This window comes from Streptomyces sp. NBC_00322 (genome assembly GCF_036147535.1).
Lineage (GTDB): Bacteria > Actinomycetota > Actinomycetes > Streptomycetales > Streptomycetaceae > Streptomyces.
In genome coordinates this window covers 4,354,123-4,368,625 of the sequence record NZ_CP108019.1, presented here as the reverse complement: position 1 = coordinate 4,368,625, position 14,503 = coordinate 4,354,123, and the positions used below count along the sequence as shown (strand labels likewise).

The 14,503-nt window shown below is 69.5% G+C and carries 13 protein-coding genes; 8 read left to right on the top strand and 5 right to left on the bottom strand.

Features of this window, described 5'->3' with window-relative positions:
* Positions 1 to 88 precede the first annotated feature (88 nt).
* Positions 89 to 1,915, bottom strand: a complete 1,827-nt coding sequence (locus OG905_RS19805; protein WP_328682469.1) for an acyl-CoA dehydrogenase — start codon at positions 1,913 to 1,915, stop codon at positions 89 to 91.
* A gap of 124 nt (positions 1,916 to 2,039) precedes the next feature.
* Here OG905_RS19805 and OG905_RS19800 point away from each other — a divergent pair, with 124 nt between their 5' ends.
* The 4 genes from OG905_RS19800 (at position 2,040) to aspS (ending at position 6,740) form a co-directional block, all read left to right on the top strand.
* Positions 2,040 to 2,489, top strand: a complete 450-nt coding sequence (locus OG905_RS19800; RefSeq protein ID WP_142214650.1) for an SseB family protein — start codon at positions 2,040 to 2,042, stop codon at positions 2,487 to 2,489.
* Between the two features lie 112 nt (positions 2,490 to 2,601).
* Positions 2,602 to 3,591 (top strand): pirin family protein, encoded by a 990-nt coding sequence (locus OG905_RS19795; RefSeq protein WP_328673762.1) that lies wholly within the window; start codon positions 2,602 to 2,604, stop codon positions 3,589 to 3,591.
* A gap of 145 nt (positions 3,592 to 3,736) precedes the next feature.
* Complete coding sequence (locus OG905_RS19790; protein WP_328673760.1) at positions 3,737 to 4,849, top strand: AI-2E family transporter; 1,113 nt, start codon at positions 3,737 to 3,739, stop codon at positions 4,847 to 4,849.
* Positions 4,850 to 4,967: 118 nt separating this feature from the next.
* Positions 4,968 to 6,740, top strand: a complete 1,773-nt coding sequence (aspS, locus tag OG905_RS19785) for an aspartate--tRNA ligase (RefSeq protein WP_328673758.1) — start codon at positions 4,968 to 4,970, stop codon at positions 6,738 to 6,740.
* A gap of 322 nt (positions 6,741 to 7,062) precedes the next feature.
* Here aspS and OG905_RS19780 read toward each other — a convergent pair whose 3' ends face one another.
* Both OG905_RS19780 and OG905_RS19775 read right to left on the bottom strand, forming a co-directional pair.
* Complete coding sequence (locus OG905_RS19780; protein WP_328673755.1) at positions 7,063 to 7,797, bottom strand: DUF2637 domain-containing protein; 735 nt, start codon at positions 7,795 to 7,797, stop codon at positions 7,063 to 7,065.
* Positions 7,794 to 7,985 (bottom strand): hypothetical protein, encoded by a 192-nt coding sequence (locus tag OG905_RS19775; RefSeq protein WP_328673752.1) that lies wholly within the window; start codon positions 7,983 to 7,985, stop codon positions 7,794 to 7,796. The genes OG905_RS19780 and OG905_RS19775 overlap by 4 nt, the downstream gene beginning before the upstream one ends.
* Positions 7,986 to 8,080: 95 nt before the next feature.
* On the opposite strand from OG905_RS19775, the gene OG905_RS19770 reads away from it, so the two are divergent.
* Positions 8,081 to 8,290 (top strand): hypothetical protein, encoded by a 210-nt coding sequence (locus tag OG905_RS19770; protein WP_328673750.1) that lies wholly within the window; start codon positions 8,081 to 8,083, stop codon positions 8,288 to 8,290.
* Between the two features lie 99 nt (positions 8,291 to 8,389).
* Entirely contained in the window at positions 8,390 to 9,160 is a 771-nt protein-coding gene (locus tag OG905_RS19765) for a L,D-transpeptidase family protein (protein ID WP_328673748.1), read from the top strand.
* Between the two features lie 82 nt (positions 9,161 to 9,242).
* Here the strand turns inward: OG905_RS19765 and metG are convergent, their stop codons facing one another.
* On the bottom strand, positions 9,243 to 10,859 hold the full coding sequence (gene metG / locus OG905_RS19760; RefSeq protein ID WP_328673747.1) for a methionine--tRNA ligase: 1,617 nt from the start codon (positions 10,857 to 10,859) through the stop codon (positions 9,243 to 9,245).
* 164 nt (positions 10,860 to 11,023) lie between these two features.
* Between metG and OG905_RS19755 the strand changes: the two genes are divergently transcribed.
* On the top strand, positions 11,024 to 11,677 hold the full coding sequence (locus OG905_RS19755; protein ID WP_328682467.1) for a response regulator transcription factor: 654 nt from the start codon (positions 11,024 to 11,026) through the stop codon (positions 11,675 to 11,677).
* Positions 11,674 to 12,783, top strand: coding sequence for a sensor histidine kinase (locus OG905_RS19750; protein ID WP_443043960.1), 1,110 nt, complete (start codon positions 11,674 to 11,676; stop codon positions 12,781 to 12,783). Before OG905_RS19755 ends, OG905_RS19750 begins: the two co-directional genes overlap by 4 nt.
* On the opposite strand, the gene OG905_RS19745 is transcribed toward OG905_RS19750, so the two are convergent.
* The gene (locus OG905_RS19745; protein WP_328673745.1) at positions 12,780 to 14,465 is read right to left on the bottom strand and encodes a VWA domain-containing protein; all 1,686 of its coding nucleotides are present in this window, start codon (positions 14,463 to 14,465) and stop codon (positions 12,780 to 12,782) included. The genes OG905_RS19750 and OG905_RS19745 overlap by 4 nt on opposite strands.
* Between the last annotated feature and the right edge of the window lie 38 nt (positions 14,466 to 14,503).

Genomic DNA, 14,503 nt, shown 5'->3' with positions numbered 1-14,503 from the left:
CGGCGGCGCGTCGATCCCGGGGCCCGGTCATGGGTGTGGCCCGCCCCCAGGACTGGGGGCGGGCCACATCACAGACGGTCCGGCGTGACTAGAACGCCGCCTCGTCCAGGTCCATCAGCGAGTTGTCGACCGTCTCCGCGAGCGCGCGCTCGGCCGAGACGCCCGGCAGGACGTTCGCGGCGAAGAACTTCGCGGCCGCGATCTTGCCCTGGTAGAACGGCACGTCCTTCGCGGAGGCCGACTGGAGCTTCTCCGCCGCGACCGCCGCGCCGCGCAGCAGCAGGTAGCCGACGACCACGTCGCCGGAGGCCATCAGCAGGCGGGTGGTGTTCAGGCCCACCTTGTAGATGTTCTTGACGTCCTCGCCGGTGGCGATGAGGTCGTTCGTCATCGTGCCGACGATCGCCTCCAGGTCCACCGCGGCCTTGGCGAGCGCGTCGCGGGCCGGGGCCAGCTCCTCGCCGCCGGTGCCGACCGCCAGGAACTTCTTGATCTCCTCGGAGAGGGTGTTCAGCGCCTGGCCCTGGTCGCGGACGATCTTCCGGAAGAAGTAGTCCTGGCCCTGGATGGCCGTGGTGCCCTCGTAGAGGGTGTCGATCTTGGCGTCCCGGATGTACTGCTCGACCGGGTACTCCTGCAGATAGCCGGAGCCGCCGAAGGTCTGCAGCGACTGGGCCAGCTGCTCGTACGACTTCTCCGAGCCGTAGCCCTTCACGATCGGCAGCAGCAGGTCGTTCAGCGCGACGAGCGCCTTGGCGTCCTCGCCCGCGGCTTCCTTGAGGGCGATCTCGTCCTGGACGGATGCGGTGTAGAGGACCAGGGCGCGCATGCCCTCGGCGTACGCCTTCTGCGTCATCAGCGCGCGGCGCACGTCCGGGTGGTGCGTGATGGTGACCTTGGGCGCGGACTTGTCCGCGAAGTTCACCAGGTCCTGGCCCTGGACGCGCTCCTTTGCGTACTCCAGCGCGTTCAGGTAGCCGGTGGACAGGGTCGCGATGGCCTTCGTGCCCACCATCATCCGGGCGAACTCGATGATCATGAACATCTGGCGGATGCCGTCGTGCTTGTCGCCGATCAGCCAGCCCTTGGCAGGGTGCTGGTCGCCGAACGTCATCTCGCAGGTGTTGGAGGCCTTGAGGCCCATCTTGTGCTCGACGTTCGTGGCGTACACGCCGTTGCGCTCGCCCAGCTCGCCGGTCTCCCAGTCGAAGTGGAACTTCGGCACGAGGAAGAGCGACAGGCCCTTGGTGCCCGGGCCGTGGCCCTCGGGGCGGGCCAGCACGTAGTGAAGGATGTTCTCCTCCATGTCGTGCTCACCGGAGGTGATGAAGCGCTTCACGCCCTCGATGTGCCAGGAGCCGTCCTCCTGCTCGATGGCCTTGGTGCGGCCGGCGCCGACGTCCGAGCCGGCGTCCGGCTCGGTGAGCACCATGGTGGAGCCCCAGCGCTTCTCGACGGCTATCTGGGCGACCTTCTTTTGCGCCTCGTTGCCCTCCTCGAAGAGGATGCCCGCGAAGGCGGGACCCGAGCAGTACATCCAGATGGCCGGGTTCGAGCCGAGGAGCAGCTCCGCGTACGACCAGATCAGGGAGCGCGGCGAGGTGGTGCCGCCGATCTCCTCGGGCAGGCCCAGGCGCCAGTACTCGGAGTCCATGAAGGCCTGGTAGCTCTTCTTGAAGGACGCCGGGACGGGCGCGGTGTTGGTCGCGGGGTCGAAAACAGGGGGGTTGCGGTCGGCGTCCGCGAAGGATTCGGCGAGCTCGTTCTCGGCGAGACGCGCGATCTCTTCGAGGATGCTCTTGGCAGTGTCGACGTCCATCTCCGCGAACGGGCCAGTGCCGTACAGCTTGTCGCGCCCGAGGACCTCGAAGAGGTTGAACTCGATGTCGCGGAGATTCGACTTGTAGTGCCCCATGGCGACGGCTCCGTAAGGATCGATGTTTCTCATCCACGTACCAGTTAGTAACTACCATGATGCTACCCGTCGGTAATAAGACGCAACCCTAACGGGGCAACTGTGACTCAGTACTCTTGCGTGCATGTACGGCTACGACCAGACCCCGGGCGCTCAGCAGCAGTACGTACCGCAGCAGCCCTCCTACGGGGAGCAGCCGCTCTACCCCGAGCCGTCGCCCCCTTCGCTCGCCGACGCGGTGCGGGCCTTCACCACGGCGTCGCTGTCCGCGGAGGACTTTCAGCAGATCTTCGCGACCTCGAAGGTGTACTGCCCGCGCGGTGACAATCCCGGGTTCCTGGCGCTGCACAACACCCAGCAGCCGGTCATCCCGATGTTCACCTCGCTCAAGGAGCTGCGCCGGTACGCGGGCAAGGAGTCGAAGTACTTCGTGATCACGGGCGCCGAGGTGATCGACCTGCTGCCGACCGGGTACGGCTTCGTCCTGGACATGGAGGGCGACCACCGCATGGTCTTCGACGCGAAGGCCGTGGAGCAGATGGTCGACTTCGCGATGCGGCGGATGTACGGCTGAGCTGCAGGCCTGCCTGTAGGGCGCCCGGGGGGAATTCCTCCCGGGCGCCTCGCGTTCCAGGTGGCAAGAAGTTCAGTCTTCAACTAAACTGGACGCACAAGGAGGCCATGTCATGCCTGCAGTGACTGTCGAGAATCCGCTCACCCTGCCGCGCGTAGCGGCGCCCGCCGATGCTCTGTCGCGCCCCGTGCTCGCCGTGACCACGGCGCCCAGCGGGTTCGAGGGAGAGGGCTTCCCGGTGCGGCGTGCGTTCGCGGGGATCAACTACCAGTACCTCGACCCGTTCATCATGATGGACCAGATGGGCGAGGTGGACTACGCGCCGGGCGAGCCCAAGGGCACGCCCTGGCACCCGCACCGCGGCTTCGAGACCGTCACGTACCTGATTGACGGAACGTTCGTGCACCAGGACAGCAACGGCGGCGGCGGAACCATCCGCAACGGCGACACCCAGTGGATGACGGCGGGCTCCGGCCTGCTGCACATCGAGGCGCCGCCGGAGTCGCTGGTCATGTCGGGCGGGCTCTTCCACGGGCTCCAGCTGTGGGTGAACCTCCCGGCGAGCGACAAGATGATGGACCCCAGCTACCAGGACATCCGCGGCGGCCAGGTGCAACTGCTCACCTCGCCCGACGGAGGCGCGCTGCTGCGGGTCATCGCCGGTGAGCTGAACGGTCACGAGGGCCCGGGCATCACGCACACGCCGATCACGATGATCCACGCGACTCTGCGGCCCGGCGCTCGGATCGACCTGCCGTGGCGCAAGGACTTCAACGGCCTCGCGTACGTCCTGGCCGGGCGCGGCGCGGTCGGCACCGAGCGGCGGCCCGTGCGGATGGGGCAGACCGCGGTGTTCGGCGACGGCGACTCGCTCACGGTGTGGGCGGACGACACCCAGAACGGCTCGCACACCGGCGACCTGGAGATCGTGCTGCTCGGCGGGCGTCCGATCCGGGAACCGATGGCGCACTACGGGCCGTTCGTGATGAACAGCCAGGCGGAGCTGAGGCAGGCGGTCGAGGACTTCCAGGCCGGACGTCTCGGCACGATCCCGGCTGTGCACGGACTGGGCGAGCCGGGCGTCGGGGAGACCCAGGGCTGAGGGGTCCAGGGCGGGGGGCAGGGCTGACGGTCCGCTGCCCTTCGGCACGTGGGCGCGGACCGGCCGGTCGCCGTATCTGATGGGGTGCCACCCTCCTGGCCCCGGTGGGCGGGACGGCTTGTGCGCGCTGTGGTCACGTGGGAGCGTGCAGAGCCTTCTTCCCGAGCCCGTGCGGCGACTTGCCGCCTGGTGTGTGGTCGCGCTCCTTGTGGCCGGGGTCGCCGCCGTCGGGGTATGGCTGGTCGTGGAGCTCAAGACCGCCGTCACGCCCGTGCTGCTCGCACTGCTCGGGACCGCCCTCCTCGGGCCCCTGCACCGGCGGCTGGTGCGGATGAAGGTGAACCGGTCCATCGCCGCGGCGCTGACCTGTGCGGCGGTCGTCGTCGTCATCGGTGGGGCCACGTACATCGTCGTCCACGCGCTGATCGACAGCGGCGACCAGATCGTCGCCTCCCTGCGGCAGGCCGGCCGGGATCTCGCCGAGCGCTTCGGGGCCGCCGGGACCTCGCTCGACGATCTCGCCAAGAACGCGAAAGAACTGCTCGGCAAGTTCGGGGGGACGGCCGCGTCCGGGGTGATCAGCGGCCTGAGCGTGGTGGGGGAGGTGATCGCCGCCTCCGTGCTCGCGCTGCTGCTCATGTTCTTCTTTCTGCGGGACTCCCACAAGGCGGCCGGTCTGCTGCGGTCCCTCGCCCCGCGCTCGACGGGCGATGCCGCCGAGGCCATGGGGCGGCGGGCCTTCGGGGCGGTCGAGGGCTTCATGCGCGGGACGACGCTCATCGCGCTCATCGACGCGTTCTGCATCACCGTCGGGCTGCTGATCCTGCGCGTCCCCGGAGCGGTCGGTCTGGGCGCGCTTGTCTTCGTCGCGGCGTACATCCCCTACCTCGGCGCCTTCCTCTCCGGCACGATCGCCGTCCTTGTCGCGCTCGCCGACCGCGGGTTCGTGATCGCGCTGTGGGCGCTGGGCGTGGTGATCGCCGTGCAGGTGCTGGAGGGGCATGTGCTCCAGCCCGTGATCCAGAGCCGTACGGTCCAGATGCACCCGGCCGTCGTGATGCTGGCGATCACCGCCGGGGCGTCCGTCGCCGGGATTCTCGGGATGCTGCTCTCCGTACCGCTGACCGCTGCCGCGTTCGGCGTGATCGGCGAGCTGCGCACCCGCTACTCCGCCGGCGCGGGCTCCGGCGAGGGTTCCGGCTCCGACCCGGGTTCGGGCTCCGACCCGGGTTCCGGCTCCGGCGCGGGAGATGCGTAGAGCGCCTGCCGGGGCGTGCCAGCCGGTGGCATGCGTATGTCAATGAGCCGGACGGGGGCCGGGCGGTAACCTTGACGGGCCCACCCCCTCTCAAATTGCTAAGACTGGATGAACGACGATGCATCGGTACAGGTCCCACACCTGCGGCGAGCTCCGCGCCTCTGACGTCTCCGCCGACGTCCGGCTGAGCGGCTGGCTGCACAATCGCCGAGACCTGGGCGGCATCCTCTTCATCGATCTGCGCGACCACTACGGCATCACGCAGCTCGTCGCCCGTCCCGGCACCGCCGCCTACGAGGCCCTCGACAAGGTCAACAAAGAGTCGGTCGTCCGCGTCGACGGACAGGTCGTCTCGCGCGGTGCCGAGAACATCAACCCCGAGCTGCCCACGGGCGAGATCGAGGTCGAGGTTTCCGAGGTCGAGCTGCTGGGCGCCTCGCAGCAGCTGCCCTTCCAGATCAACACCGACGACGGAGTGGGTGAGGAGCGCCGCCTGGAGTACCGCTTCCTCGACCTGCGCCGCGAGCGCATGCACCGCAACATCATGCTGCGCACGGCCGTGATCTCCGCGATCCGGCACAAGATGACGGCGCTCGGCTTCAACGAGATGGCCACCCCGATCCTGACCGCGACGTCCCCCGAGGGCGCGCGCGACTTCGTGGTGCCCTCCCGGCTGAATCCCGGCAAGTTCTACGCGCTGCCGCAGGCCCCGCAGCAGTTCAAGCAGCTGCTGATGATCTCGGGCTTCGACCGCTACTTCCAGATCGCGCCCTGCTTCCGCGACGAGGACGCCCGTGCCGACCGTTCGCCGGGCGAGTTCTACCAGCTCGACGTCGAGATGAGCTTCGTCGAGCAGGAGGACGTCTTCCAGCCGATCGAGAAGCTGATGACCGAGCTCTTCGAGGAGTTCGGCAACGGACGGCACGTCACCTCGCCGTTCCCGCGCATCCCCTTCCGCGAGTCGATGCTCAAGTACGGCAACGACAAGCCGGATCTGCGCGCCCAGCTGGAGCTCGTCGACATCACGGACGTCTTCGAGGGCTCGGAGTTCAAGGCCTTCGCGGGCAAGCACGTGCGCGCGCTGCCGGTGCCGGACACCGCCTCGCAGCCGCGGAAGTTCTTCGACGGCCTGGGCGACTTCGCCGTCGAGCACGGTGCGAAGGGTCTTGCCTGGGTGCGTGTCGGCGAGGACGGTTCGCTGACCGGCCCGATCGCCAAGTTCCTCACCGAGGAGAACGTCAAGGTCCTCACTGAGCGTCTCTCGCTCGCGCCAGGCCACGCGATCTTCTTCGGCGCCGGCGACTTCGACGAGGTCTCCAAGATCATGGGCGCGGTCCGGGTCGAGGCCGCCAAGCGTGCTGGTCACTTCGAGGAGGGCGTCTTCCGGTTCTGCTGGATCGTCGACTTCCCGATGTACGAGAAGGACGAGGAGACCGGCAGGATCGACTTCTCGCACAACCCCTTCTCGATGCCGCAGGGCGGCCTTGAGGCCCTGCAGACCCAGGACCCGCTGGACATCCTGGGCTGGCAGTACGACATCGTCTGCAACGGCGTCGAGCTGTCCTCCGGCGCGATCCGGAACCACGAGCCCGAGATCATGTTCAAGGCCTTCGAGATCGCGGGCTACTCCAAGGAGACCGTCGAGCACGAGTTCTCCGGCATGCTCCGCGCCTTCCAGTTCGGCGCCCCGCCGCACGGCGGCATCGCCCCGGGCGTCGACCGCATCGTGATGCTGCTGGCCGACGAGCCGAACATCCGCGAGACGATCGCCTTCCCGCTCAACGGCAACGCGCAGGACCTGATGATGGGCGCACCGACCGAGCTGGAGGAGGCGCGGCTGCGCGAGCTGAACATCGCGCTGCGCAAGCCGGTTGCCGACAAGGACAAGTAGCACCAAGGCGCAAGGGGCCCCGACCGGAAGGTTCGGGGCCCCCTTGCGCGTTCACTGGAACGCACAGCCAGCACCCACGCCCCTGCCATCCCGGCTATGACAGAAGCCCAAGGACCCGCCCACAAACGGGACATGACGCGACGCCGGTTCGTCCTCGTACGCGAGCCTGCGTATGGAGGGCGACGGCGGGGGCGGTACGCCGCCGAGCGGAGCCCCGTACGCCTGGAGACCCACGACGGCACGAGCTGACCTACCTCGGCCGCCCACACGCCGTACGCGCGAAGGGCCCCGGAACCGCCCAGGTTCCGGGGCCTCGCCGGCTTCAGTCCGAGCAGCAGGCGGCGGCGTGCCCCCCGTGCCGCTGGCGGGAGGCGCGTCGGCAAGGGCTGGTGAGCAGGATCTGGTGGACCAGCTGCTGGAAGGAGAGCAGCGCGGTCACGGGCGGAAGCGCGGCCACCGCCATCGGGATCGGCGCCCTGGGGGCGTGGGCGACGCACAGACACATCGCGACGGCGGAGAAGAGCACCACGACGGCCCAGGAGTGTGCGGCGCGGCGGTCGTGCAGCGCGGCCCGCAGGATCGACAACGACGCCACCAGCCACGGCCCGTAGACCAGCAGCGGCCACCACCCGGCCAGCCCGTGGGCTTCGGGGGACGCCATGCGGCGCAGCGGATCGTAGGCGATCAGCCCGCTGAGCACGCTCAGCATGCCGACGATGGCCGCGGTCAGTGCCGCAATGATCAAGCTCAGCACCTTCAGTCGCGGCGCCCGGATCCGGCGGACGCAGCGCACCAGCAAACTCGGACGCCGACGGGCACCGCGCCTGCGGGGGATGGGCGGGACGGGCGGGACGGTGGGTGCGACGGGGTCGGGGGCCGCGGCCTTGAGAAGCTGGGTGAGATCGCTCTCGAAGTCCCAATGGGTGTCCGGATGGACGTCCAGGCCGTCGGGGATGGTGGGGTCGAGTACGTCCGCGCCGAGGGCGTCCGACGGAAACTGATAGTGATACGGAGCCGTGCCCAACCCGTCGTCGGGACGGGGCCAATATCCGCTCATGCCCGCCTCATCGGCACCGGGGCGGCGCCGGAACGCCGGGTGAAATCTGCCTGGATCTGCTCCAGGGCGCCAAAGAGGTCGTCGAGCAGATCGGAGCAGTCCGCGTATCCCGACGCTCGCGCGAAGCCCGGATCCCGCTCCTCGTAAAACTCTGCCACCGCTGTGTTCTGCGGGCTCATCGTCGCCATGCCCTCCCAACGATGAAGAAATTCGTTGGATACGCCTAGCTTGAAGACAATGTCCGATTATTCATGCGTTTAACGCTTCTTCAGTTCAATTGTCGATGCGCTATAACTACGGGAAGTTGCGGTCCGGCGGTGCGCTGCTCACCCTTGGTAGGGAGACAGACGGCAGCCGCGGCTTCGAGGAGTACACCGCGCCGATCGGCGGCGACGCCGCGCCCAACATTGTGATCCTCGTGCGTTTTCTGTGCCTCCGGTTCTGTGCCTCCGGCGACGCCCCGCGCATTCTCCTTCCGAAATGCGACGAATGATCTCATACATCCGATTTGATGTCGCCGGGACCGACGTCGCCCCGAACCTCGCCCCAGAAGCAGCAGCACATTCAGGCTCCCGAACCGAAAGGCCCGCACATGTCCCTCCGCACAGGACTGTTCCCGGCGGTCGCGCTGGCCGTCGCAGGTCTGCTGCTCACCGGCTGCGCGGGCGCCGGCGGCGAGGCGGCGCCCGGGGCCGCGCAGGGATCCGGGGGCGCCGCCGCCTCGTCGGGTTTTGCCGGGCACCTCGGCCCCCAGGCGCAGATGGTCCGGTCGCAGGAGATCCCCTTCCTCGGACCGCAGACCCGCGCAAGGATCTCCAAGACAACCCAGCAGGCGGTCGTGGTGGTCGGCGAGGGCCCCGACTCCAATCAGTCCGCCGCCACGCTCTACGAGCGCATCCCCGGCCTGGGCTGGAAGGCCGTGTCCGATCCCTGGCCGGCGCACAACGGCCTGCGCGGCTGGACCGACGACCACGAGGCCGCCGACCACCGCTCGCCGATCGGGGTCTTCGGCCTCACCGACGCGGGCGGCAAACTGCCCGACCCGGGCACCAGGCTGCCGTACGACCAGGAAGCGGCCTTCGACGCTCCCGGCACCGGCTTCGAGGGCGAGCCGCTGAGAGGCTCCTTCGACCATGTGGTGGCCATCAACTACAACCGCGAGCCGGGTACCACCCCGCTGGACTGGACCCGGCCGCTCGGCGACGAGAAGGGCGGCGGGATCTGGATCCACGTCGACCACGGCGGGCCGACACAGGGCTGCGTGGCGCTGAAGCTGGACCGGATGAAGGAGCTGCTGGTGTGGCTGGACCCGGCGAAGCGGCCGGTGGTGGTGATGGGCGACGCGGCGGCGCTGAGGCGCTGAGGCGCTGAGGCCGAGCCGCCCAAGTACGTAAGCGAAAAAAGGCCCGGGACCTGTGCAGGTCCCGGGCCCTTTCACACAGGCACTAGTCCTTCTTCGGGTCCTCCAGGCGCGGGAACAGCACCGCGCCCTTCGTCACCGTGGCACCCGCCGGGAGCCTGCCCCACTCGCCCGCGTGCTGGATCTGCTGGTCCGCGAGAGCACCCAGCGGGGCCTCGGCGCCCAGCGAGTCCCACAGGGCCTGCGAGGTCTCGGGCATGACCGGGTTGAGCAGCACCGCGACGGCACGCAGGGACTCGGCCGCCGTGTACAGGATCGTCGCGAGACGGGCCTGGCCCTGGGGCGACTCGTCCTTGGCGACCTTCCACGGCTCCTGCTCCGTGATGTAGCCGTTGACCTGCTTCACGAAGTCGAAGACCGCCAGGATGCCGCCCTGGAAGTCCAGCTCTTCGCCGATCTTCCGGTCGGCCTCGGCGACCGCCCTGGCCAGGCCCTCCTGGACCGCCTTCTCCGCCTCGCCGGGCGCCGTCGCCTCCGGCAGCGCGCCGCCGAAGTACTTGCCGACCATCGCCGCGACACGGGACGCGAGGTTGCCGTAGTCGTTGGCGAGCTCGCTGGTGTACCGGGCGGTGAAGTCCTCCCAGGAGAACGAGCCGTCCTGGCCGAACGAGATCGCGCGCAGGAAGTACCAGCGGTACGCGTCCACCCCGAAGTGCGAGGTCAGGTCCTGCGGCTTGATGCCGGTCAGGTTCGACTTCGACATCTTCTCGCCGCCGACCATCAGCCAGCCGTTGCACGCGACCTTGCCGGGCACCGGCAGACCCTGTGCCATCAGCATCGCGGGCCAGATGATCGCGTGGAAGCGCAGGATGTCCTTGCCGATCAGGTGCACGTTCGCCGGGAAGGTCTCCTCGAACTTCGCGGGGTTCTCGTTGTAGCCGACGGCCGTCGCGTAGTTGAGCAGCGCGTCGATCCACACGTAGATCACGTGCTTCTCGTCCCACGGCACCGGGATGCCCCAGTCGAAGGTCGAGCGCGAGATCGACAGGTCCTGCAGGCCCTGCTTGACGAAGTTCACGACCTCATTGCGGGCAGACTCGGGCTGGATGAAGCCGGGGTTGGCCTCGTAGAACTCCAGCAGCTTCGATCCGTACTCGCTGAGCTTGAAGAAGTAGTTCTCCTCCTTGAGGATCTCCACCGGCTTCTTGTGGATCGGGCAGAGCTTCTGCCCGGCGAACTCGCCCTCGCCGTCCAGCAGGTCACCGGGGAGTTTGTACTCCTCGCAGCCCACGCAGTACGGGCCTTCGTACCCGCCCTTGTAGATCTCGTCCTTGTCGTACAGGTCCTGCACGAACTCCGCCACACGGTCCGTGTGCCGCTTCTCCGTCGTACGGATGAAGTCGTCGTTCGCGATGTTCAGATGCTCCCAGAGGGGCTTCCATGCCTCCTCGACGAGCTTGTCGCACCACTCCTGGGGCGTGACATTGTGCGCCTCGGCAGTGCGCATGATCTTCTGACCGTGCTCGTCCGTGCCGGTGAGGTACCACACCTTCTCGCCACGCTGGCGGTGCCAGCGTGTGAGCACGTCGCCTGCGACGGTCGTGTAGGCGTGGCCCAGGTGAGGAGCGTCGTTGACGTAGTAAATGGGGGTCGAGACGTAGTACGCCTTCGCCCCCTGCTTCTCGGATCCAGTGGCCGCCATGGTCGAAATCCTAACGGCCCGCGCAACGTCCACTCACCTCGATAAGCGGCGCGGAGAGGTCTGCGAAACATCCCCTCCCCTAAGAAGGGCGCATCCTGGGAGGAGGGGCGGTGCACAGGGTGCAGGGGGAGCCAGGGGAGCTGGCGGAGCTGGGGGACGACACGATGCGGGTACTGGTCGCCGAGGACGAGGAATTCCTGGCCGAGCTGGTCGCCACCGGGCTGCGGCGGGCCGGATTCGCCGTCGACACGGTCTACAGCGGGGACGCCGCGCTCTCCTGTCTCGGGCTGCACGACTACGACGTCGTCGTCCTCGACCGCGATCTGCCGCGCGTCCACGGCGACGAGGTGGCGCGCGAGCTGGTCGCCTCCGCGTCCCGCACCCGGATCCTGATGCTGACCGCCTCCTCGTCCATGGAGGACCGGGTCGAGGGCCTCGACCTGGGCGCGGACGACTATCTGGGCAAGCCCTTCGAGTTCCCCGAGCTGGTCTCCCGGGTACGGGCGCTGCGGCGGCGCAGCGCCAGGCCGGTGCCGCCGCTGCTGGAGCGGCACGGGGTACGGGTCGACACGGTGCGGCGGACGGCCGAGCGGGACGGGCGGGATCTCGATCTGTCGCCGAAGGAGTTCTCCGTCCTGCAGATCCTGATGGAGGCGGACGGGGCGACGGTCTCGGCGGAGGAGCTGCTGGAGCGGGCCTGGGACGCGCACACGGATCCGTTCACGGGCGCGGTGCGGGTCTGTATGAGCAAGCTGCGCGGCAAACTCGGGGAACCGGCGCTGATCCGTACGGTGCAGGGCGTGGGGTACGTCCTGTGAACCGTCCCTACATGGGCCCGGGTTCGACGATCCGGACGCGGATCGCGCTCGTCTACGGCGGGGTCTTCCTGGTGCTCGGCGCGGTGCTGCTGGGCATCGTCAATCTGCTCTCCCGCGCCGGTACGGAGAGCGAGGTCGCCGCGATCAGGGCGCGCGTCGTTTCCGCGCTGCCGGTGGAGGACGTACGCGGGGTCACCGTCGTCCAGCTGACCGACAGCGTCCGGGATGCGGCGGGGCAGCAGATGCTGATCTGGTCGGCGTTCGCCCTGCTGGGGACGGGACTGTGCGCGGTCGCGGTGGGCTGGTGGACGGCGGGGCGGGTGCTGCGGCCCGTACACGCGATGACGGCGAAGGCACGGCGGCTGTCGGAGCGGACGCTGCACGAGAGGATCGCGGCGAGCGGTCCCGACGACGAGCTGAAGGAGCTCGGCGACACGCTGGACGCGCTGCTGGCCCGGCTGGAGAAGGCTTTCGACAGCCAGCGGCGGTTCATCGCGAACGCCTCGCACGAGTTGCGTACGCCGCTGGCGACACAGCGTACGGCGATCCAGGTAGGGCTGGACGCGGACTGTTCGCCGGACGAACTGGCCGCTGTGAAGCGGGTGTTGCTCGACAACAACCGGCGCAGCGAACGGCTCATCGAGGGGCTGCTCGTGCTCGCCCGGAGCGAGCGGGGGCTGGCCGAGCAGGAGGACGTGGACCTGGGAGAGGTCGTGGCGCATGAGGCGGCGCGCTACGAGGTGAAGGCGGCGGCGACCGTGTCCGGAGGGGTCGTGCGCGGGAACCGGCTGCTGCTTGCGCAGCTGGTCGGGAACCTGGTGGCCAACGCGGTCGCGTACAACGTGCCGGACGGGACGGCCGACGTCGGAGTCGAGTGCGGGCTGCTGACCGTGACGAACACGGGGCCGGTGGTGGCGGCGGCGGACATCCCGGCGCTGTTCGAGCCCTTCCGGCGGGGCGAGGGGCGGGACCGGATGGGGCCCGGGGCGGGGCTCGGCCTGTCGATCGTCCGCTCGATCGCCGAGGCCCACGGCGGCACGGTGACGGCGGAGCCCGGCCCTGCGGGCGGGCTCGCCGTCACCGTGTCGCTGCCGGTGGCGTCCTAGGGGCGCCAGGCCTCCAGAACGCCGCTGAACAGGTCCGCGTCCGGGAGCTCACGGGGAGCGGGCCCGGCGTGGAAGAACCCGGCGTTGCCGGCGGTCAGCTTGCGGAGGTAGTCGAAGGCCTTCGCGTCGTGCTCGCCGAACGCGACGAACTGCCAGAAGACGGGCTTGTCGGCCGCCTCCGACAGCGCGGCGGTGGCCGCGGTCTTCGACTCGGGCGCGCCGTCGGTCTGGAAGATCACCAGCGCGGGCACGGTGGAGTCGGCCTTGGCGTGAAGCCCGAGGACCTCCTCGACGGCGAGGTGGTAGTTCGTACGGCCCATCCGGCCGAGGGAGTTGTGGAGCTCGTCGACGCGGCCCTGGTGCTCGGCGAGGGTCAGCTCGCCGGTGCCGTCGATCTCGGTGGAGAAGAAGACGACGTTGACGGTCGCGCTCTCGTCGACATGCGCGGCGAGAGCGAGGGCCTGCTCGCCGAGGTGCTGGGCGGAACCGTCCTTGTAGAACGGCCGCATGGACCCGGACCGGTCGAGCACGAGATACACCCGTGCGCGAACCCCGGTGAGCTGCTGCTTCTTGAGCGCGGCACCGGCGGCCTTGTAGTGGTCGACGAGCTGCGGCGCGCGGGCCTTGACCTGGGCGAGGGTGTGCGCGGGGGCATTGGCGGCCGGCGGGGTGGTGGGCTCGGCGACGGGCTCGGGCGCGGCGTCCGGCTCGTTGGCGGGGGCCGCCTGCGGCTCGGTTTCCGTATCTGGCTCGGCGGGTTCGGCCTTGTCGGCCGGGGCCGCGAGCGCCGGTTCGGTCTCGGCGGCGGGAGTCTCGGTCTCCGGCTCCGCCGGGGCGGCCTCGGTCGCGGTCACGGCGACGGGCTCGTCGCTCTCGGCCCGGGCCGAGCCTTCGGCGTCGGCCTGCGGCTCGGTTTTCGCGACCGGCTCCGCCGGAGCGTCCTCGACGGACGCGGCCTCAGCAAGCGGCTCCACCGCAGCGGCCTCGGCCTCGGTCGCAGCCGACGCAGCGACCGGCTCGGGCTCGGCGTCTGCCTCGGTGGCCGTTTCGGCTGCGGCGACCGGCTCGGTGATCGCAATCGGCTCCGCCGGGGCAGCTTCGGCGTCCGGGGCCGCGGGGGCGGGTTCGGTCCTGTCGGCCGGGGCCTCCTTCTCCGGCTCCGCCGGAGCGGTTTCGGCCGCGGTAACGGGGACGGAATCTTCGTCCTGGGGCGGGGTGACGTCTTCGGCGTCGGCCTGCGGCTCGGTTTTCGCGACCGGCTCCGCCGGAGCGGCCTCCGGCTCGGCGACCGGCTCAGCTTCGGCACGAGCAGCCTCCGCCTCGGCGGTCGGCTCCGCCGGAGCGGCCTCGGGCTCGACCGTAGGGGCAGTCTCGGCGGCAGGAGCGGCCTCGGGCTCCGCAGGCGCCACCTCCGCGTCCGGGGTCACCGATTCCGTAACCGGCGCCGCAGGCCGCGGCTTGACCGGGTCGGTGGCCGCCTGGGCCGGGACCTTCGGGGTCGGGTTGTCGAACGCCGCCGAGACCAGGTCCGCCGCCGCCCTTTCCGCCGGGGACGGCGACGGGACCGTCGCGGTCCGCGGTTCCGAGCGCTCGGTCTGGGGCGGGACGGAGGCTGCCGTCGACTCGTCTCGCTCCGAACGCTCGCGTCCGAACACCTTGCGCAGCAAGCTCCGAATGCCCATGGGCGAGGCCTTTCGCATGAGTTGAGTGCGGAGAATGT